Raw genomic sequence first — 17,540 nt, 5'->3', positions numbered from 1 at the left:
GCTATCAAACCGGCATATTCATGATGTCTTCATAGGCCTTCACCACCCGGTTACGAACCTGGGTCAATGCCTCGAAGGAGATGGATGCTTTTTCAGACGCAATCATGACGCGGGAGATATCCATATTGGGATCGCCCATTTCATACGCGGTCTTCATAGCACCTGACGTCTGCTGGAGTTCGTTCACCGAACCCACTGCCTGGCTGAGCATGTCGCTGAATTTGGGAGTGTCCGAGGTTTCCTGGACCTTGGAAGGTCCGTCCATCCGTCCGCGGATGTTGTTGTCCTGTTCAACCCGCTGATTCTCCATCATCTGCGAGCGCATGTTGCGGATTTCTGAAAGGACACTGTTGATGTCAGCACGCTGAACCATGATTCACTCTCCCGGCCCGCCGTATAAATGGGCAAGCCATTGACCTGGACATATCTGAAAGGGTCAAAGCAAACTACAGGCCAATATATATTATTTCTTAATTTTCATAATGTTAATGAACAGACGGAGAGAAAAGCGAAAGGCAGTGACGGTCTTTTGACGAGGGCACAAAAAACGGCACCCTTGGGTGCCGAACGAAGGAGCCTGTTGGCTGTGGTCAGGCGGCTGCCAGTTCTGCATCCAGGTCGATGCCGGCATCGCGCATCTGCGCCAGTTTGTATCTGAGCGTGCGCGGGCTGATACCCAACTGTTCCGCCGCCCGGTTGCGTCGACCACGCTCTTTTTTCAACGTTTGGATGATAATCCGGAATTCACGCTGTCGGACTTCATCACCCAATGACGTGGAAGAGAGCGCTCCGAGACCTGACAGGCTTTCCACGGCATCGGCATCCTGAGCGTCCCGACCAGGTGGTTCAGCCGCGGATTCGGATAAGGCCGGGTGTGGCGAGGCCGGAGATATGGTGCCGGCGGGGCCGCTTTCCATACGCCCGGTAATGCCGAGTTCCAGGCAAAGGTCAACAGCATGGATGACGTTTGCCTGATGCAACACCAGAGCCCGCTGTATCGCGTTGTCCAACTCGCGAACGTTGCCCGGCCATCGATGGGCCATCAACGCATCCCTGGCGTCGGGTCCGAAGGTTACGCCGGTCAGCTTCATCTTGCGGCAATGGTTTTTTAGCAGGGTATTGGCCAGCGGCATGATATCCAACGGGCGGTCGCGCAGGGGCTGCCAGTGCATGGGGAAGACTGTCAGCCGGTAGTACAGATCTTCACGGAATTTACTTTCCCGCACGTAATCGGATAAGTCTCGGTTGGTGGTGGCGATAACCCGCACATCCAGGGCAATGGTCTTGCGACCACCGACCCGCTCAACCTCACGCTCCTGCAACACTCGCAACAGCTTGGATTGCAGGCCGAGATCCATTTCCGAAATCTCATCCAGCAGGATGGTGCCACCGTTGGCCTGCTCGAACTTACCCGGGGAGGATGCAACTGCACCGGTAAAGGCGCCCTTCTCGTGACCGAACAGGATGGCCTCCAGCATATTCTCGGGAATGGCCGCACAGTTGATCGCCACGAACGCCTGGTCGGACCTGGGAGACTGCTGGTGAATATAGCGCGCCAGCACTTCTTTACCGGTTCCACTTTCGCCGGAAATCATCACCGTTGAGTCACTAGCCGCCACCTTACCCGCCAGTTGGAACATCCGCTTGCTGATTGGATCTTCCGCAACAGGTTGATCGACATTTTTCTGGCGTCCGCCGCCGACCACTCTGGTCACCGCATCCACAAGCACAGAGGATTCGAACGGCTTGACCAGGTAATCGATAGCACCGGACTGCATCGCGGACACGGCGTGGCTGATCTGGCCATAGGCGGTGATCAGCATAGTTGGCAGGCCGGGATACCGTCTTTGCACTTCATGCAGCAAATCATGGCCGGACATTCCAGGCATGTTCACATCACTGACAACCATATCCACCGGTGACTCGGCAAGTTGTGCCAGGGCCTGCTCCGCATTAGCCGCTTCACGCACGCGAAACTTTGCCAGCTCAAGGGTGGTAACCAGTGCTTCTCGAAGGTCCTGGTCATCCTCAACAATCAGAATTTGGGCTTTGGCCATGGTAGCCTCCGATCAGTCAGTTTTTGGTGGCTGCTGCCGACGGTCACCTGTCGACAACGAACGCACCAATGGCAGGGAAATAATGGCGACAGCGCCTCCGGTGACAGGTGCATCAATCGCAAACCGACCCTGGTGCGCTTTCACCACCGCCTGGACCACGGCAAGGCCCAACCCGGTGCCATGAGATTTGGTGGTATAGAATGCTTCCAGCAATTGACCTGCCTCCTCCCTGGTAAACCCGGGGCCGTTATCGCTCACGCGCACCACAAGCTCGTCTTCGACGGACACAACGGCAACCTCAATCTCTGTTGCCCCTGCCTCCACACTGTTATTCACAAGGTTGGTACAGGCGCCAACCAAAGCATCGCGATTGCACATCAGCGCCGCGCTGCTCACGTGGTTACTCAACTCCACCGACACACCGGCAGGAAGTTTCAATCCTTCCAGCGCGGAAGCCAGCGCCTGGACCAGGGTGTCGACCGACAACTCCTCTGCTAACCGCGTCTCACCTCGGGCGAAAATAAGCATGTCACGCACCTGTTGCTCCAGGTGCGTCAAACGGGACATCAACCGGGAGGCACAACGCTGACGCATTTCCTCGTCGAGGTCTTCCTGGCTGAGGTGTCCACCATAGAGAATCGCAGCTGAGAGCGGTGTACGAATTTGATGAGCCAGGGAGGCCACCATCTTGCCCATGGCGGAAAGACGCTGGGCATGGGCGAGCTGGGCTTGTAGGTGGCGGGTTTCTGTAAGGTCCGTCAGCAGAATCAACTGTCCAGGCTGGTTTTCCATGGTACGAATTTCGATACTGACGCGACGACCATCCTTAAGCGACACTTCATGGCCATCATCACGTCGGGGCGCGAAACAGCGACGAATGACATCCACCCACCGCTCTCCATCAAGGGGCTCCCCCAGTAGCATGATCGCTGCCGGATTGGTCTGCGTCACCACACCCTGGCTGTCAAGTACCACAACCCCTGCCGGGAGCGCGTGCAGCAACGTCGACAGCCGGTCCGCCAGCTCCTCTTTCTGCTCCAGCTCCGCCTGACGCTGCTGCGACTCCGCCGACAACTCACCGGACAGCTGGTTCACGCGGGACTCGAGCGTGCGGTAGGAGTCAGTTATCTGCCGCGACATCTGATTAAAGAGCTCGAGCGCCGTACCCACGGCTTCATCATTCTGGTCGGGAAACAGCGCCGTCACCTTGTCATTGACATCGGCCGCCGCATTGGCCGAAGACTCCTTACTGGTTGAGGATGCCTTTGCCGACGACAAACCAACAAATTGCAACTGACTCATACACTCGCCCTCTGACCGGGCCTTGAACCCGGCCCGTACCAATCGGATGGATCGTTTGGACGAAATTAAGCCAGCGTCGTGCCAACTTTAATTTTTGTTTATTTTTCAACAAGAAAGATATAACAGAAAATGGAAAATGACGAGTTTCCGTCACCCAGAAACAACGATGGCGCCGAAGGTTACAAACCTTTGACGCCATCAGAAACCTAATTTTGGGAGGGGTCGATCAGCTTTCCTCGGACTCCTCATCCCGAAGTCCATACTTCCGAACCTTCTCTACCAGTGTCGTCCGACGAATCCGAAGCTTCTCAGCCGCCCGAGCCACCACGCCCCCGGCTTCATCCAGCGCTTGCTGAATCAACTGCTTCTCGAGGTTGGACAGGTAATCCTTCAAATCGATGCCGTTTACCGGCAGCAGAGCTGGCGCATCCAGCCCCACTAGCCCAAGGATACTGGATGGCATTCCGGAGTCTTCCACTGGCCGGTTCTCATCGTAATCGTCCACGTAGCGAAACTTCTTGGGCAACTCCTGAACCCCGATCACACCGTAAGGGTGCATAATCGCCAACCGCTCCACCAGATTCGCCAGTTCGCGGACGTTCCCCGGCCAGTTGTGACGGCAAAGGCTCATGATCGCCGCCGAGTTCAGCCTGACAGAGCCGCGCTTTTCCTTTTCCATGCGCGAAATCAACTCGTTGATCAGCAGCGGAATGTCTTCCACCCGATCACGTAAAGCAGGCATCTCGATGGGGAAAACATTCAGACGGTAATAGAGATCTTCACGGAAATCGCCCGTTTCAATCATGTCTTCGAGGTGCTTATGGGTTGCCGCAATGACCCTGACATTGGCTGACTGAGTTCGATTGCTGCCAACACGCTCATAGGTTCGTTCCTGCAGAACACGCAGAATCTTGACTTGCATGTTCAACGGCATGTCCCCGATCTCGTCCAGAAACAGGGTGCCACCCTCGGCCATTTCAAACCGACCGATCCGTGAGGTGATCGCACCGGTAAACGCGCCCTTCTCGTGCCCGAACAATTCACTCTCCAGCAGTTCTGCCGGAATGGCACCACAGTTGACCGGTACGAAGGGCTTGCCGCGACGGGGGGAATGATAATGGAGATTTCGCGCCACCACCTCTTTACCGGTCCCCGACTCCCCCGTAATCAGTACACTTACATCCTTGTCGGCCACCTGCTCCATCAGTTGGCGCACCGATTGTACCGTTCGACTCGTGCCGACAAGGCTGCGGAAAAGCTGAAGACCACGTTGCTGGCCCCGTTCACGAGAACGTGCAAACTGATCCCGGTAGATCTGGGCACGGTAGAGAGAGTCCACAAATTTGGTATAGTTGAGCGGCCATTCCATGCGGGCGATCACCCGGCTGATCTCGTCGTCGGACAGGCCGGCCAGATCGGGGTCACCAACCAACAGCAGGGGCACGCCCTTCGCAGCCGCACACACCTTGGAAATAGCGGTGGCCACGCCGTCATCCTCGCCGTTGACGACGGCAACGGAAATGGATTCCATATCGTCGGCGTCACCGCCGCTCAGCAGTGAATGAGCATCGGCCCCAACCACAATGCCCTCCTCGCCGATAAACTCAAGGATGGTGGAAATATCACGCCGTTTCGCATCGTCCTCGCTGAGCACCAGCACCTTATTATTCTTCGACATCCAAACGAATCTCTTGCGGGGATTTGTGCGGTATTTAAGACTGTAAGTGCGCTCGAGTCAATTTTATGACGCTATTTCGGGCGATTTAACGAGACGTTTTGATAGGCTTTTGCAGCGCTGCGGTTCTGATTCACCCCTTTGAGCGCTTTCTGAGCTTCCGCCTTGGCTTCATTTGCCGAAATATTGGCACGATCACAGAATGTCTGCAGAGCTGCCAACCGCTCCCTGACCGGCTCAGGGCTCAGCTCACCGGCCTCAAGGGCCGCCATCACCGGCTCGATCGTTGGTTTGACCAGGTCATTCAGACGGGACAGCTCGTCCCAGTTCTTCTCCGCAAGCGCGGTCTTCAGGTGTTCAACCAGGGTATCCACTGCCTCAAGCTGTTCCGGTACCGACATAGTTGCCTCTCCTTGAAAACGGGCCGATAGCGCCCCGTGCCTCAACCGGCCCGGGGCTGCCGGTCATCAGCGGCGGGCTGCTCTGCGAGCCGCCGAGGCAGAGAACTGATTGCCACGGAAGCCAGGCTCGAAGTCATAGGCTGGGAAGTCGTTATCCAGACCATCAATGTAGTAGCGCTGAGCGCTCAGATCGTAAGTCATCTCCATGGTAGTCCAGAATACCGGCTCACTGTAATAGCTGATATTGTGAGCTTCAGACACTCGCCAGAGCTGATCGTTGCCGTCGTACTCCTCCGTCGCAAGAATCTGCCAGCTATCTTCGTCGACGTAGAACACCCGACGGGAATAGATATGGCTGATACCAGTCCGCAGCTTCGCTTCGACAACCCATACCCGATGCAGCTCATATCGGGCCAACTCCTGGTTGATGTGCTGGGGCCGAATGACATCATCCGGCTGGACATCAGCGCCGTGAAGTTTGTAGGCATTGTAGGGGACGAAGATTTCCCGCTTGCCTTTTAACTCCCAGTCATACTGGTTCGGGGCGCCGTTGTACATGTCTTTCTGGTCCACTGAGCGCAGCGATGACGAGTTCGGAAGATCGGTTTCATAGGCCAGGTTCGGTGACCGGCGCAGTCGCCTTGAGCCGGCATCGTATCGCCAAGCCAGCCGGGGCGAGCGAATCTGGTCCAGGGTCTCATGAACCAGAGTGATGGTGCCCGCGAGACTGGATGGCGCGATAGTGTCTGTTTTCAGATAGAAAATCTTGTTATCAATATCGGCGAGATTTGTGCCACGGCGGCTGTAGGCGAAGAAATAATCGTACTGGTTAACAACCTGGTTATAGGAACCATTCACCTGGGGCGTCGCTGAAGAGCTACGGAACGAAAGCTCCTCGCCGCGATAGCGCAGGATGTGATTCCAGATCACCTCGAGGCCATTCTTCGGAATCGGGAAGGGGCTGGTCATAATGGTGTTACGTACACCGTTACCGTTGGCCAGAAGTTCCGCGCCGCGGGCATTTTCCCGGGACTTTTCGTACACATCTTCCGGGAAAGCCGCGCTTCGACGGGTCTGATACACCGGCATCACAAAGCCCGGGCCGTACTGCTCAAGCATGCGAACGTGTCCGTCGGTAAGCTTGTCACGGTACAGATCCACATTGTCGCCGGTGATAACAAACAAGGGCTCGTCGTCGGGGAACGGGTTAATTTCCACCTCTCCCTGCTCCCAATCAGCGGGCGGTTTGGTGAGTCCGCCCGTCCAAGCCGGAATGCTACCAGACGTATTGCCCTCTCGTTCGGCTCCAACCGGCGTCAGATCGCTGCCCAACCGCTCAACTTCGGATTCACTGACCTTTGCCAATGCAATTCCCGACAACCCAAACAATGCCACTGCACAACCTGCGATCCATTCCCATTGATTCCGCATTCCCTTCTACCTCCAAGGTAACCGATCAACCCATGTGTCATCCACGGTTTGGCATGTCCACGCAGGAAACAACAGGCGATCATATGTTATTCAATCGGGGCGCCTTTTTGCCAAATTCAAACAACCGTTTCAAGTGAATCTTTGTAGTTTCTTGTCAAAACCGCCAAACCAACGGGGGAGGAGAAATTCACAATGAAAAATGTTATAGTTGGCGATTAATTCATCGCACAGCAGTGGAACTGCCCTCAGGTACTACCATGGCGTCACAGTGGCACTCATTGGTTTCCCAGAAAATATTCCTGGCTCGCAACCTGTTGGGGCAACTGGAAAACAGCAACAGCGTTCCAGCGAAAGAAGCGCTGTTACAAGGCACCATTGAGCTGGGACTCAGAGCTCGAAAACTGGTGTTGGTAATGATCGCCAGGATGTATCAGCACCAACATAGCCAGCCTGATAGCCTTGAGGCACTGGGTGAGCTGATCGGAACCCACAGCCCGGAAATAGCCGAACTGAATCAGTTGGCCAGTGACGGGCGAAGTTGGTGGAATCACCTCGAACAACTTGAGCGGCATCAGGGCAATCCGCCGATGGCGCGAAAAACGGTCAGCAGTGAAAACGTGATTGCCGTTGCAGCTGACACCGGCCCGGATCGCTCAAAACAGGCCCTGGAAACCACTCTGGGCGCGATGAAACACTTTATCGATATCCTCGAGGATCGGCACAGCGAGTGGTAAAGAACCTCGTCGTTGTCGAAGCCAACGGGAATGAACTGAAAGGCTAGCTTAATGTCACCATCGTTTTTCGAAATCGTACAACTGAGCAACGGAGACTATGCGCTTCGTCGTATCGACGACGACAGTGCGCCGCTGGTGCAGATATCATTTTCGACGGAAGCCAGGGAGATGATGGAAGACCGGGACATGAACGTTGCCAAGGCTATGATTGCAGCCGGCATTGAAGCGGTCGGTAACGTTGCCCATGATATTGACTGGGAAGACGAAGAGCCGGACGCCCAGGACATCCGGCCCTCCTACACACTTCACTGACGATCAACGCTGGCGCAGCACCACACCATGGCTGTTACCCCGGGCCGAAGCTTGTTCCAGTGACGCGAGCGCTTCACGTCCGAGTTTGTGGGTCCACAAGACTACTGCGTGACAGGTGCCAGCGCTCAGCGCCCGCTCGGCAAGCTCCCCGGCCGGATAGTCTGGAGTGGACCTCAACACCAACAATTCGCCCGCAACGATGCCGCGCATGGTCTGCCACTTACTGACAAGGCTTTGGGGCGGATCAATCCAGGCTAACCAACGCTTTTCCTGATTCAACTGCGTGAGCATAGGCAGCAATAGCTGGAAGTTTTCAACCTGCCCTTCGGGCAGAATGATCTCTGTGACATTGCCTGCCGGTTTGGCTGGGCGGCTCCTGACAGCAGGCGCCCTGACAGTATCACGGCCGCTTATACCGGCAACCTCTGAAGCGACAAACCTGCCGCCTCCGTGAGCATAGGCCAGATTCTGATTAAAGCTGAGTTGTTCCATGATAAGCCTCACCTGCCGTTAAGCTGCGCCCGTGGTGTTCAACACCCAACGAAACACAGCCGGAATATGTCCTGACACCCTGGGGTATCAGTGAAGATCCGAGCGCCGTATGACACCGACCCCGAGCCCCTCAATGAAGAGTTCCTGTTCAGTCAGATCCACTTCTATGGGTTCGAATTCCTCGTTCTCGGCGATCAAGTACACTTTCGAGCCTTCCTTGCGGAACCGTTTGACCGTGACTTCCTCACCTACCCTCGCCACAACCACCTGGCCGTTGTGCACGTCGTGGGTGCGGTGCACCGCCAACAGGTCGCCGTCAAGGATGCCAATGTCCTTCATGCTCATGCCGCGTACCCTGAGCAAATAATCCGCCGAGGGCGAGAAAAATTCAGGCTGCAGGGTGCAATGGTCTTCGATATGCTCCTGGGCCAGTATGGGGCTACCGGCCGCCACCTGACCGATCACCGGCAAACCAAGATCAGCCTCTACATCGGGAAGACGTATTCCCCGGCTGGCTCCCGGCACCATCTCGATCGCGCCTTTTCGGGCCAGCGCCCGCAGATGTTCTTCTGCGGCATTGGCAGAACGGAATCCAAGTTCTGCGGCAATTTCCGCTCGGGTCGGCGGATACCCGGTCTCGTCAAGGTAGCGACGAATAATATCCAGTACCTGTGTCTGCCGTGCTGTCAGCTTCATTTAGGTTGCCCCGGTTAGTCCTGTTTTTATATACAGTGATTTGACTATATACAGTGTTTTATCCAGTGTAAACCCTGTAAACGCAATTTTCCTTAAGCTGGAGTGGGTGGCCGTCCACCGCGCCCTGGCGCAGGACTGTGTTAAAGTGATCACAACCAAATTAGGGGGCGCCTGAATGAGCAACAGATGTAGATTACCGGACATCCTCAAAACGGATGACGGCAAGGAACGCAGAGTTGGCGTTGAAATTGAGTTGTCCGGCCTCGGTTACGAAGATCTCGTATCCCTGTCCGCGAAACTGCTGGGAGGCACCGGAAAGTCTGTTGCGCGCTATGTTTCCGAAGTTGAAACAGAACTCGGCGACTTCACTATCGAACTGGACTCAGACCCGATAAAAGACCTTGATCTGGCAGACGAGCGTCTTCCCGAGTCCTTCAGGGAACTTGGCGGTCAGGCCATGAGTGTGATCGACGCTGCCGCCGAGAAGATCGTGCCCCTGGAGATAGTCAGCCCTCCGCTGGCTTTCAGCAACCTGGAACGCATAGAAACACTTTGCGATGAGCTGCGCAGAGCGGGTGCACTGGGCAGCCGGGAGGCGCTCTATTACGCCTTTGGTTTGCAATTGAACCCGGAGCTACCGGACCTCAGTGCCACAACGCTGGTTCGCTACCTACAGGCCTTCGCTGCTCTCTATGAATGGCTGAAGGCTCGCCACCAGATTGATTTCAGCCGTAAGCTGACCAGCTACATTGAGCCCTGGAGCAGCACCTACATTGACCTTCTGATTTCCGAGGATTATGCGCCGGACATGGAGCAATTGATGCGGGACTACCTGCATTACAACCCTACCCGGAACAAGGCTCTGGACCTTCTCCCGCTGTTCGCACACCTGAACAGCGATTTACTGGCAGAATACGTTGAGGATGAACGCATCAAAAGCCGACCAACACTGCATTACCGGCTGCCCGACTGCGACATTGACAACCCTGGCTGGCATTTTTCCACGGTGTGGAACGACTGGATTGTGCTGGAACAACTGGTAGCCAACGTTGACGATCTATCGATACTGGTTGCGGAGTTTCGCAACAGTCGCAAACTGAGTCTCCATAACCTGACCCACAGCTGGATAGACACGTCTGAACAGTGGCTTCGGTCCGGAAACTATGTCTGAAAGTCCGGTAGAAAAGCCAGAACATCCGGGCCTTACGATTGGCATCAGCGGCCCGGCACGCCGCAGTCTCGCCCACCGGCTAATCACCTTTGCACTGCGCTTCCATGGCGCGCGTACCCATTTTATCCGCCCGGGGTCAAAGGTCGACGTCTCGCTGCTCGATGGCCTGGTGCTCTCCGGTGGCACCCACGTGCATCCTTCACGGTACGGTCAGACACCCCAGGTGACCGCTCGGTATGACCTGCGCCGTGACGAAACCGATGTCCGCCTGCTGTCCCGTGCTGAAGAGCTGAACATCCCGGTACTGGGTATCTGCCGTGGTGCACAGTTCATCAATATTTTCCGCGGCGGGTCTCTATGCCAGAACGTGACGCCCCTGCGAGTAAACACCCGCCATCGCCCGTTACTGTTACCGCTGCAGACTGTACGGGTCGTCAGTGACAGCCGCCTGGGACAGGTGATGCGCAGCCCGGTCATTGGCGCGAACCGCATCCACAGCCAGAGCATCAAAAAACTGGGCACGGATCTACGCGTTGTCGCCGTGGACAACGACTCGTTTGTGCAAGCGATCGAGAATACACGTGGGCAATGGTTGATGGGCATCCAGTGGCACCCGGAATATCTGCTTTATCACGGCGGCCATCGGCGGATTTTCAGCCATTTCGTACAGGCTGCGGAGGACAGGAAACTGGTTCGGCTGGATGAACCTGTCGAAGCCGGGGAAGACGATGGGTATGTGGCTCAAAACGGCAGGTAACGCTGCAACACGGCCTTGATCTCACGAATTTCCCGAGCGTCGTCGGGCAGCGCCGTCAAATAACGGGCCGCCCACTCTTTCAGTTGCTCGCGGGTGGTCACATAATGGGGGTCGCTCCCGGTCAGCCTGAACAGGATATCGCGCTCCCGGGGCGTCAACCTGACCTGATTCTCGTGCAATAACATGGAGATCCAACTATGTTCCACAACGTCCATCGATACCTGCTGGCCTCCACGGCCCTGATCGTGTTTCCCCTGGGCGCATCAGCAGCAGAAGTCAGCCTGAGCGGTCAGGCCTCAGTCAAGTATACGCCAGACAGCGCACGGCTGCAGTTCACCGCCCGCGCCGAACACAAGCTTCCCGAGACGGCCACTGAGGAAGTCAACGAGCAAATGGAGAAGTGGCGGGAGAGCATCGAAGACTTCCGCGACCGGCTCAAATCCTACAGCGACGCCTCGTTGAACCTTTACAGCCGTTCGATTCCATCGCCAGAGCGTCACGACGAACCACGACGAGTGGCCGTTGCCTCGCAAACAGTCAGCTTCACCATCGACGACCTCTCGCTGCTCAACCCGATTCTTGCGCAGGCGCAATCGCTGGGTATGGACTACAACGTCGGCCCCCACCAGTTTTTTCATTCCGATGAAGTCGGTTTGCGTAAACAGGCCCTGGCGGGCGCCATTGCGGATGCAAAATCACGCTGCGAATTTGTTGCCCGAGAATTGGACAAACAGTGCGGCGAGGTAATGACCATTAACGTCGATGGTGGTCATCAACCCCCGATGCCAATGATGGCAGAAATGCGAGGCGCCTCGGACGCTGTCTCAGCGGTCGGTTCCCGTGAACTGGAGGCCCGGGTAAGCGCGACCTTTGAGCTGGAGTAACCCCCCCCCCCCCCCCCCGCTTAAAAATCTCGGGTGTAGAAAATATCCAGGGAGGCTGCCAGGCCACTGGCAGCCTCAAGATAGAAATACCGACCGATGTCGTAGCGCAACGCTACGGTGGTAATCGGCTGGAAGATCCCGACCCCATAGCGAATGCTCAACTCGTCCGTCAGATAGCCGCTTGCCACCACAGCCGATTCATCGCCGGAACCCTCCGCTTCAAGCGTCAGGTTACGAATCCCGAATTCCTCGCCAATGCCCTGGGTTACCTTATTGGCTTGGGTTAGCCCCAGAGAGATGGCCGCCCGACTCATCTGGCCCTCGTCACCCCGACTTTGGGGGGCACGGCCCAGAATCACATAAGAAAGCGCATCGGTCTGGGGCATCTCGGGCTCAGAGAAGACTTCCGTCTGAGGCGAACTGACCGGGCCACTGAGCCGGATGCCTGCCACGACATTATCCACGGTCCGCACCGCCTCAATGTCCAGATACGGTTCTGACAGGGGGCCCACAAACACCAGCCTCGCGCGACGCAGATCAAGTTCCTGCCCATAGGCTTCGTAGCGTCCTTCAACCAGTTGCAGGGCGCCCCTGGTATCCAGATTGTTGCCGATACGCAGCGTACCCTCAAGGTTGCCTGTCAGACCAAAGCCGCTGAAACTCACTTCATCTTCACCCACCACCACGGTGACGTCCATATTCAGGGCGCGTAGGCCACCCTCCTCTTCTTCTGCGCCGACGACGACCTCATCCTCGGATACGGAAACCGCCTGGGCGGGCAGCTCGCGGATTTCGATCGTCCCCCGGGGTACGTTCAGGTTACCGGAAATCGACAGGTTCCCACCTTCATAGGCAATAGTGATATCCGGTACCAACTCCACTTGGGCGTACGGCTCATAGCTAAAGGGCAACCGGTCACCGGTCAGCCGAACCTCCACCGAGGGTTCCTCCTCCCAGGCCAACGCCCCTTCTATGTTGCCGGTTCCACGTTCGTTACTACGCCAGCGCCCGGACAAATCCGCACTATAACCCCTCAGTTCAAGGCTAATCACCAGATCCTCTAGTGGAATCGGTAACCGTGGGTCGGCAATGTGGCCGCCTGAAAGTGCTAGCTCGCCATTCACCGCTGGCTTCATTAGTGGCCCAGACAACCTCCCATCGCCGTTGAGCTCCCCTTCAACAACTTCCAACCCGGCAAATATACCGGCCATGGCAATATCCAGCCCTTCGATGCTGAATTGCCCATCGACTTCACGGGCATCGCTATTCGGGTCAACCGACATGCCGACAGAGAGGTTACCAATATCGGGGCCCTCTAACTGCAGGTCCAAGTCCGCCACGTTCGGCTTCAAGCTCAGGCGGGTGGTGAACGTGTTGTAGCTCAGGCTCTCCCATTCGTCCCTCACCAACACTTCAAACTCGCCGGAACCGGCGTCGATGGATACTTGGCCGTCTGGCCCGTCTTCCGTCATGACCATTTGCAGGTCAGCGTTCAATGTTGCGTCCCAACGCAGGGCTGCCGGCAACAGGGGGGCTAGCGCCGTGGTCGGAAAATTTTCAATGCGGTAGGCGATGTCTTGAGTCGGTAGCAGAGTCTGGTTCTCGGCACAGACAGAGGCCTGCTGCCATTGCCAGCAGTGCTGCCCCAGCGTGAGCCTACCGGCTTCGGTATACTCAAGGGCTGCGGGCTCTGACAGGGTCCACTGCTGACTATGCGCTGGCACACTGATCTGCCCCTGCTCAAGCGCGCCTGCCCAGGCGTTCCAGCTTTCCGAGGCGTCCCCGGCCAGCAACAGCGACAATTCCGCCTCTTTGTGGCGGGCGTTGAGCCTGAGTCGGTGATCATCCCGGGTTCCCGTCAGCGCCAGCGACAATTCTTCCAATAACTGTTCGCCATAACGCGCTTCCGTTCCCCGAAGATCCGCCTGGATGTTGAATCCTTCGCGCAGCGTGGCGGTCAGGTCCAGGCTGGCAAGGCTCAACTGGTCCTGCCATGCCAGGTCGGTGCCGGTTAATGCTACCTTGCCCTGGGGTTGATCCACGGTGCCAGAAACCGATGCAGTACCATTGACCGAACCCGCCAGCCCCGGCAGGAAGGTTTCCGGCGCCGGTAGGTTCAACTCCAGGTTGCCGTCAAGCTGTTGCCCCCAGCGGCCCTGGCCTGTCACTCGGTTGTCCCCGACCTCAAGCTCCAGGTCCGACAATGTCCATTCGCCGGCGTCACTGTTCAGCGCGCCCCGTATCAGCGCCTCATTGGCCTGCCAATTTCCGGAAACGTCCCATTGGGCCTGTAGCGTGGGCGCCCCCTGTTCCTGAAGACGACCGCTGGTATCCACGTCGCCACTGAGGCTCGCCTCAAGGGCGGGGAACCAAAAGCCAGGGTTAAAGCTGTCCAGCGTCAGGCTTGCATCCCAGGACAACTGATCAGCGAACGCCACGTCCGCACGGCCGCCAAGGAAACCCGCGCCGGTATTGACTCGCAGGTTGGTCAGCGTGACGGACTCCAGGTCACTTTCAAGATCCCCCGCCATATCAGCGTCACCCATGGGGCCGCTGACACTGGCGTCAATGCTCGCCTGATAGGCGCCTCCCTGGTATCGAACGTCGCCATTGAATTGGCGCAAGGTGACCGGCGGCTGTTCAAAATCCGGAATCAGGCTGTACCAGGGAAAAGCGTCGAGACTTACCTTGGCATCTGCCTGAAGCGCTTGCTCCCAGCTTACGTTACCGGTGACCAGGAGACGGCCCGTCTCGACCTCCGTGGTACCGGGACCGGTCAGCGCGAGTTCCAACCCATTGAGGCCCTCGGTGGTCACCAATCCCTTCAGTGACACGGGGATATCACCTGTGGATCCGGGCAGCACGGTGCGGGAGTCCGAGCGGAAACCGTTCTCAAGGCTGCCCTTCAGGGCAACCACGGTGTCTGTCAGCACCAGGGTTTTCGGTAACCCCTCCGCCGGGACGAACCGGCTGGAACGGACGGTCAGTTCCGCCGGCAGGGCGCTGTCCAGCGGCGCCACCCGGCCAGCCAGCGTGGCATCAAGATAACCGCTGCTCTGGCCCTTTATTCTCAGGTCAGCAGCGCTCCCGGTCAGATTGAGTGCGAATTGCCAACCTGCGCCATACGGGGGAGGAAGCACCAGGCCAACCTCCAGATCCAGCGGCCAGTCGCCCCGGGTCTGGACTCTGCCGGAGGCATTGAGGTTAATATCATCCCGGACAAAGGCCAGGTTCTGCAGGTGCCAGTCCGAACCGGAACCCTGAGCCTTGACCCGGAGTCGGTCCCAGACCTTGGCATCGTTTAGCGTAAACGGGCCAAGATTCACGTCCCGAACCACCAACCCCAATGGAAGATCAACGCTGGGTAGACTGATATCGCCGCTGTCTTGTTTGGGTTCACCGGATGACTGCAGCGTCAGATCAATGCTCTCTGCCAGAAGCCGCTCAAGGCAGAGTTGCTTGTTGAACAGGCAGGTGGGCGACCAGTCAACAACCGGCGACGCTACCTCTAGCCCAACACCGTAGCCTTGCCATGTCAGGGAGGCTGCCTGCCACTGCCCCAGTAACGAGCCATGCCCCTGCTCGACCTCAAGGCCGGGAACCTGGTCAATCACCCAGGCGGTGCCGGTTTCCGAGCGCAACGCCAGCACCAACAGCCCCACGATCAACAGCGGTAGCAGGACGATAACGGCCAGTGCCACCAACAACCCGTTTCTCAGGCGTTTTGACCGTTTTGGCGTTGGAGTTTTCGCTTCGTCATTCATAACTCCGGCCCCATGGAAAAGTGAATGCGCCATTCACCGCCAAACTCAGGATCCAGGCCTTTGGCGACGTCCAGGCGCAGCGGCCCGACCGGGCTGATCCAGCGAATGCCCAGGCCGGCACCCGTCGCCAGAGGGTCCGACAGGTCATCCATGGCGTTGCCTTCGTCAACAAACGCCGCGACCCGCCAGTTTTCGGCAAACTCGTACTGATACTCGACACTGCCCACCATCAGGTAACGACCACCAATGGCCACATCCTCGCTGTTCCGGGGTGACAGCGTCTCATAGCCATACCCCCGCACCGTCTGATCGCCACCGGCAAAAAATCGTAATGACGGCGGCACATCCGAGAAGCGATTGGTGGCCACGCCACCAAACTGGAACCGGGACAGGAAGCGGTGGTTGTCCGCCAGGGTGTAGAGCCCCTTTACCAGAACATTGGCATGGAGAATATCCACGTCGGAGATGACGGCACGGTGGGAGCCGGTTACATCGAACTGAATACGGTATCCCCGGGACGGATCCAACGGGGAGTCAGCCTGTAGTTTCGAATACCCCAGTCCGGGCAGCAACAGGCTGCTCTGCTCGGGGTCGTCGTTGCCGATGCGAAAACGCTCACCTTCCCAGCGGATCGAGGCAACCTGCAACCAGCCGTTATCGAGCTGGTGTTTCCACTGCTGGCCAAAGGTAAGCAGCTCCGACTCCACGTCCTCAATATCCTCCCGCTGATAACCGGCGGAGAGGCGAATGGAGTCTGTCATGGGAGGATCAAGGGGCAGTTCGTACCAGGCGCCCACGTTTTGTCGCGGCACCGAAAGCTCAGTCTGCGCGCCTCGGCGATGGCCCATGGGGTTGATCCAGTGCTCCCGCCAGTTGCCACTGAAACGCGGCCCCACATCCGTGGAGAAGCCAACACCGGTGGCGACGGAGCGTGGAGGACGAGTGGTCAGGTCTACCGATAGGGGTATCACGCCCTCCTCGGCTTTACCAGGCGAAGCGTCGATGTCGACACCGGAAAAGTAGCCGCTGTTGGAGAGATCGCCGCTTAGCCTCGCCACCTTGTCGGCGTGATAAATCTCACCGGGCTCAAAGCGCACGAACTGTTCAAGCAACTGTTCCTCGAAGCCATGCCCTTCCTTGAAACTCACCTCCCCCAGGCGATATCTCACGCCACTGCGAAAGACCAGGGAGATATCTGCAGTGCGCTGTTCCGGGTTGACTTCCAGCCGGCGGGTGGTGAACTCGCCATCAAAATACCCCAATCGCGAGGCTCGGTTCTGGATGGTCTGGCGCAAAGTGCTGTACTGGCCGTGATTCAGCACATCCCCCTCTGCGGGCTTTTCTGGCAGAGTTCCCACGAAATCGGGGTCCCGACTGGCTGGGCCTTCGATGGACACCTGTCGGGAACGAACGCGAATGGGTTCACCGGGCTGCACAGTCAATACCAGGCGAGCGGGTGTTTCGCCATCGCCGGGCTGCTCAACCACTTCCCACTGAATCATCGGGCTGTAGTAGCCCAGCGCACGGAGTGCCTCTTCGACTTGCGCTTCGGCGGTGCTGGCGTATCGCCTCAGGCTTCCAGCGCTACGCCCCTCGACCTCACCCAGAAAGGCTTCCGCATTATTCTGAAGCTGTGGATAGTCGCCCTCCACGTTCACCTCCACCTGTTGCGCCCAGACCAATCCCGGCGTTGCCAGTATCGCCAGGCAAACCATCCCGACAGTGCGGAGAAACAGGAGTCTAATGTGGGAACACATCAAGCAGCGTTACTTCAGTAAAAGTGGGTGAAAAGGCGCGTTAACCGTATATGAGTGTACCGGGTAGCGGTCCGTTTAATCCATGGCAATTGACCATCTTGTCTGTC

At 57.4% G+C, this 17,540-nt stretch carries 16 protein-coding genes; 5 read left to right on the top strand and 11 right to left on the bottom strand.

From position 1 onward, the window contains the following. Positions 1–4: 4 nt before the first annotated feature. From fliE to AC13D2_RS12730, 6 genes are all read right to left on the bottom strand, one after another. A complete protein-coding gene (fliE, locus tag AC13D2_RS12755; protein WP_292047586.1) occupies positions 5–373 on the bottom strand; it encodes a flagellar hook-basal body complex protein FliE in 369 nt (122 codons plus the stop codon). A gap of 217 nt (positions 374–590) precedes the next feature. Beyond that, a complete protein-coding gene (locus AC13D2_RS12750) occupies positions 591–2,057 on the bottom strand; it encodes a sigma-54-dependent transcriptional regulator (protein WP_292047585.1) in 1,467 nt (488 codons plus the stop codon). Between the two features lie 12 nt (positions 2,058–2,069). Further along, a complete protein-coding gene (locus AC13D2_RS12745; RefSeq protein WP_292047584.1) occupies positions 2,070–3,359 on the bottom strand; it encodes a sensor histidine kinase in 1,290 nt (429 codons plus the stop codon). A gap of 226 nt (positions 3,360–3,585) precedes the next feature. Continuing rightward, positions 3,586–5,037, bottom strand: coding sequence for a sigma-54 dependent transcriptional regulator (locus AC13D2_RS12740; protein ID WP_292047583.1), 1,452 nt, complete (start codon positions 5,035–5,037; stop codon positions 3,586–3,588). 71 nt (positions 5,038–5,108) lie between these two features. Next, positions 5,109–5,435: an SOS cell division inhibitor gene (locus AC13D2_RS12735; protein ID WP_288074816.1), complete on the bottom strand. Its 327-nt coding sequence runs from the start codon at positions 5,433–5,435 to the stop codon at positions 5,109–5,111. 66 nt (positions 5,436–5,501) lie between these two features. Next, positions 5,502–6,866 carry a DUF1329 domain-containing protein gene (locus AC13D2_RS12730; protein ID WP_482938726.1) on the bottom strand — a complete coding sequence of 455 codons (1,365 nt, stop codon included), beginning with the start codon at positions 6,864–6,866 and terminating at the stop codon, positions 5,502–5,504. Between the two features lie 257 nt (positions 6,867–7,123). Here AC13D2_RS12730 and AC13D2_RS12725 point away from each other — a divergent pair, with 257 nt between their 5' ends. After that, a complete protein-coding gene (locus AC13D2_RS12725) occupies positions 7,124–7,600 on the top strand; it encodes a DUF6586 family protein (protein WP_421911039.1) in 477 nt (158 codons plus the stop codon). Between the two features lie 51 nt (positions 7,601–7,651). Next, a complete protein-coding gene (locus tag AC13D2_RS12720) occupies positions 7,652–7,912 on the top strand; it encodes a hypothetical protein (RefSeq protein ID WP_292047576.1) in 261 nt (86 codons plus the stop codon). A gap of 3 nt (positions 7,913–7,915) precedes the next feature. On the opposite strand, the gene AC13D2_RS12715 is transcribed toward AC13D2_RS12720, so the two are convergent. Beyond that, positions 7,916–8,404 (bottom strand): cell division inhibitor SulA, encoded by a 489-nt coding sequence (locus AC13D2_RS12715; RefSeq protein WP_482938725.1) that lies wholly within the window; start codon positions 8,402–8,404, stop codon positions 7,916–7,918. 87 nt (positions 8,405–8,491) lie between these two features. After that, positions 8,492–9,100 carry a transcriptional repressor LexA gene (gene lexA, locus AC13D2_RS12710; protein ID WP_036204787.1) on the bottom strand — a complete coding sequence of 203 codons (609 nt, stop codon included), beginning with the start codon at positions 9,098–9,100 and terminating at the stop codon, positions 8,492–8,494. A gap of 175 nt (positions 9,101–9,275) precedes the next feature. On the opposite strand from lexA, the gene AC13D2_RS12705 reads away from it, so the two are divergent. Together AC13D2_RS12705 and AC13D2_RS12700 are read left to right on the top strand one after the other, a co-directional pair. Further along, complete coding sequence (locus AC13D2_RS12705; protein ID WP_421911041.1) at positions 9,276–10,271, top strand: amidoligase family protein; 996 nt, start codon at positions 9,276–9,278, stop codon at positions 10,269–10,271. Continuing rightward, complete coding sequence (locus tag AC13D2_RS12700; protein ID WP_300495412.1) at positions 10,264–11,028, top strand: gamma-glutamyl-gamma-aminobutyrate hydrolase family protein; 765 nt, start codon at positions 10,264–10,266, stop codon at positions 11,026–11,028. Before AC13D2_RS12705 ends, AC13D2_RS12700 begins: the two co-directional genes overlap by 8 nt. On the opposite strand, the gene AC13D2_RS12695 is transcribed toward AC13D2_RS12700, so the two are convergent. Continuing rightward, positions 11,013–11,213, bottom strand: a complete 201-nt coding sequence (locus AC13D2_RS12695; protein WP_007155194.1) for a hypothetical protein — start codon at positions 11,211–11,213, stop codon at positions 11,013–11,015. The two genes, AC13D2_RS12700 and AC13D2_RS12695, sit on opposite strands and share 16 nt — an antisense overlap. A 12-nt stretch (positions 11,214–11,225) precedes the next feature. Here AC13D2_RS12695 and AC13D2_RS12690 point away from each other — a divergent pair, with 12 nt between their 5' ends. Further along, positions 11,226–11,912: an SIMPL domain-containing protein gene (locus tag AC13D2_RS12690; RefSeq protein ID WP_292047567.1), complete on the top strand. Its 687-nt coding sequence runs from the start codon at positions 11,226–11,228 to the stop codon at positions 11,910–11,912. Between the two features lie 20 nt (positions 11,913–11,932). On the opposite strand, the gene AC13D2_RS12685 is transcribed toward AC13D2_RS12690, so the two are convergent. Both AC13D2_RS12685 and AC13D2_RS12680 read right to left on the bottom strand, forming a co-directional pair. Then, the gene (locus AC13D2_RS12685) at positions 11,933–15,676 is read right to left on the bottom strand and encodes a translocation/assembly module TamB domain-containing protein (protein ID WP_482938724.1); all 3,744 of its coding nucleotides are present in this window, start codon (positions 15,674–15,676) and stop codon (positions 11,933–11,935) included. Further along, positions 15,673–17,433 carry an autotransporter assembly complex protein TamA gene (locus tag AC13D2_RS12680; RefSeq protein ID WP_482938723.1) on the bottom strand — a complete coding sequence of 587 codons (1,761 nt, stop codon included), beginning with the start codon at positions 17,431–17,433 and terminating at the stop codon, positions 15,673–15,675. The genes AC13D2_RS12685 and AC13D2_RS12680 overlap by 4 nt, the downstream gene beginning before the upstream one ends. Positions 17,434–17,540 lie beyond the last annotated feature (107 nt).

Source organism: Marinobacter sp. B-12 (assembly GCF_056857915.1).
Note: the sequence above shows the minus strand (reverse complement) of the source record. Positions and strands in the feature narration are given on the sequence as shown.

Coding starts and splice junctions, on each gene's coding strand:
- AC13D2_RS12725 (WP_421911039.1), top strand. CDS start 7,124: ATGGCGTCACAGTGGCACTCATTGGTTTCCCAGAAAATATTCCTGGCT.
- AC13D2_RS12740 (WP_292047583.1), bottom strand. CDS start 5,037: ATGTCGAAGAATAATAAGGTGCTGGTGCTCAGCGAGGACGATGCGAAA.
- AC13D2_RS12690 (WP_292047567.1), top strand. CDS start 11,226: ATGTTCCACAACGTCCATCGATACCTGCTGGCCTCCACGGCCCTGATC.
- AC13D2_RS12695 (WP_007155194.1), bottom strand. CDS start 11,213: ATGTTATTGCACGAGAATCAGGTCAGGTTGACGCCCCGGGAGCGCGAT.
- fliE (WP_292047586.1), bottom strand. CDS start 373: ATGGTTCAGCGTGCTGACATCAACAGTGTCCTTTCAGAAATCCGCAAC.
- lexA (WP_036204787.1), bottom strand. CDS start 9,100: ATGAAGCTGACAGCACGGCAGACACAGGTACTGGATATTATTCGTCGC.
- AC13D2_RS12715 (WP_482938725.1), bottom strand. CDS start 8,404: ATGGAACAACTCAGCTTTAATCAGAATCTGGCCTATGCTCACGGAGGC.
- AC13D2_RS12705 (WP_421911041.1), top strand. CDS start 9,276: ATGAGCAACAGATGTAGATTACCGGACATCCTCAAAACGGATGACGGC.
- AC13D2_RS12685 (WP_482938724.1), bottom strand. CDS start 15,676: ATGAATGACGAAGCGAAAACTCCAACGCCAAAACGGTCAAAACGCCTG.
- AC13D2_RS12720 (WP_292047576.1), top strand. CDS start 7,652: ATGTCACCATCGTTTTTCGAAATCGTACAACTGAGCAACGGAGACTAT.
- AC13D2_RS12745 (WP_292047584.1), bottom strand. CDS start 3,359: ATGAGTCAGTTGCAATTTGTTGGTTTGTCGTCGGCAAAGGCATCCTCA.
- AC13D2_RS12750 (WP_292047585.1), bottom strand. CDS start 2,057: ATGGCCAAAGCCCAAATTCTGATTGTTGAGGATGACCAGGACCTTCGA.
- AC13D2_RS12700 (WP_300495412.1), top strand. CDS start 10,264: ATGTCTGAAAGTCCGGTAGAAAAGCCAGAACATCCGGGCCTTACGATT.
- AC13D2_RS12680 (WP_482938723.1), bottom strand. CDS start 17,433: ATGTGTTCCCACATTAGACTCCTGTTTCTCCGCACTGTCGGGATGGTT.
- AC13D2_RS12735 (WP_288074816.1), bottom strand. CDS start 5,435: ATGTCGGTACCGGAACAGCTTGAGGCAGTGGATACCCTGGTTGAACAC.
- AC13D2_RS12730 (WP_482938726.1), bottom strand. CDS start 6,866: ATGCGGAATCAATGGGAATGGATCGCAGGTTGTGCAGTGGCATTGTTT.